Below are 1,575 nucleotides of genomic sequence, written 5' to 3' on the forward strand. Positions count from 1 at the left end.
TCCCGCTGAGCTAATCGCGCTCGCTTACCGTTGCTCAGAAGCTTAGCGCACGCGGTTCAGCCGCCGAAGACGGGGCTGCGCAACCACGGCCACTCGATGCCGAACCACCCGCCGACGAGGGAGAACACCCCGATGAGCCACAGCACGGCGAGGATGAGCGCGAACAGGGCGGTGAGTACGAGCGAGCGGACGAACCAGTTCTGCTCGCCCATCCACTTCAGCCAGGCGTTGTAATAGCGCTTGGCGAAGTCCAGCAACCGGCGCGCCCAGGTGAACTCGGTGGCGAGGATGCCGAGACCGGCGAACACGACCAGCCAGCCGGGTCCGGGGAACGGGATCATGATGAGCCCGCCGACGGTGACGAGGGTGCCGAGGACGCCGATGGCGATCCGGAAGGCGAACTGCCTGCGCGGATCGGCGTCCCACCAGCGGTGCAGGTCGCCGACGACGGTGCGGAGCCGCTGTTTCACGCGCGATCACCCGCCCGAAACTCGACCGGAATGCCCGCTTTATCCGTAGACTCCATGGCGCCAGTGTGCCCGAAGCGACACAATCCGATATCGAGCGAGCCATATAACACCCGGACGCCGGTTGATCTGCTTCAGATCGTCTGCCTGGTGTGTGAGACTGCGTGGAGATGGCCCGACTTGCCGGAGGACGAAGGGGGCGATGAGGTTGCGTGCAGTACCGCATGAATCACGTCACGTCCACCAGCCGGGTGACATTGGCGAAAGTCGCGACGGATTCACCGGGTGGCCGCGTCTCACTCGTGACGCTCGGCCGGAAGGTGGCCGAGGGAGGGACCAGGAGGGTATAGACCATGCGTAATGACCACGTGACGCTTCGGTCCACCTCGGTGTTCGAACTGCTCGCACCGAGGACGCCGGCGGTGCCGGTGCAGGTGGAGCTGCGCTACGACACCCGTGACCCGTATGCGGTGATCGCCGCGTTCCGCACCGGCCGCTCGGGCTGGGTGGAGTGGGTGTTCGCTCGCGATCTGCTCGCCGACGGGCTGATCGCCGACGCGGGCGAGGGAGATGTCCGGATGCGCCCGGCCACCGATGACCCCGGTGTGATCGTGCTCGAGCTCACTTCGCCTTCGGGGCATGCGATGTTCGAGGCATCCGCGGAAGAACTCGCCGATTTTCTCGACAGCACCTACGACGTCGTGCTCCCCGGTAACGAGCACCTGTGGGTGGATGTGGATGACGCGATCGCCAGCCTCATCCCCAACGACATGGGCTAACGCTGCCGCCCCGGCGGGCGGTGACCCCCGTGTGTGGCGGTCACCGCCCGTCGGCTAGAGTTTCCCCATACGCCACGGCGAACGAGCCGGGTAGGCGGACGTAGCGCAGCTGGTAGCGCATCACCTTGCCAAGGTGAGGGTCGCGGGTTCGAGTCCCGTCGTCCGCTCGGAAAGGTTGGGGTCGCGAGGAACTCGGCCTTAGCTATGTCGGTCTATCCGGATGGTCCGGCAAACACGGCGGAGTGGCCGAGTGGCTTAGGCAAGGGCCTGCAAAGCCCTGTACGCGGGTTCGATTCCCGCCTCCGCCTCGCGCGATTAGCTCAGCGGGA

2 protein-coding genes and 2 tRNA genes are annotated in these 1,575 nt (G+C 66.0%); 3 read left to right on the top strand and 1 reads right to left on the bottom strand.

Features of this window, described 5'->3' with window-relative positions; translation table 11 throughout:
• Window positions 1-56 precede the first annotated feature (56 nt).
• Window positions 57-470 carry a TIGR02611 family protein gene (locus tag AD72_RS35045; protein WP_031470958.1) on the bottom strand — a complete coding sequence of 138 codons (414 nt, stop codon included), beginning with the start codon at window positions 468-470 and terminating at the stop codon, window positions 57-59.
• A 350-nt stretch (window positions 471-820) separates the two neighbouring features.
• Between AD72_RS35045 and AD72_RS35050 the strand changes: the two genes are divergently transcribed.
• The 3 genes from AD72_RS35050 to AD72_RS35060 all read left to right on the top strand — a co-directional run bounded on the left by AD72_RS35050 (window position 821) and on the right by AD72_RS35060 (window position 1,554).
• On the top strand, window positions 821-1,246 hold the full coding sequence (locus AD72_RS35050; RefSeq protein ID WP_020495029.1) for an SsgA family sporulation/cell division regulator: 426 nt from the start codon (window positions 821-823) through the stop codon (window positions 1,244-1,246).
• Between the two features lie 94 nt (window positions 1,247-1,340).
• Window positions 1,341-1,413, top strand: a tRNA-Gly gene (locus AD72_RS35055).
• Window positions 1,414-1,482: 69 nt separating this feature from the next.
• Window positions 1,483-1,554 (top strand) — tRNA-Cys (locus AD72_RS35060).
• The last annotated feature ends 21 nt before the right edge of the window (window positions 1,555-1,575 follow it).

It is taken from the genome of Sciscionella sediminilitoris (assembly GCF_000737195.2).
In the GTDB taxonomy this organism is placed as follows: domain Bacteria; phylum Actinomycetota; class Actinomycetes; order Mycobacteriales; family Pseudonocardiaceae; genus Sciscionella; species Sciscionella sediminilitoris.

Bases quoted from the DNA above. Each gene is read 5' to 3' on its own strand.
- AD72_RS35050 (WP_020495029.1), top strand. From the start codon at position 821: ATGCGTAATGACCACGTGACGCTTCGGTCCACCTCGGTGTTCGAACTG.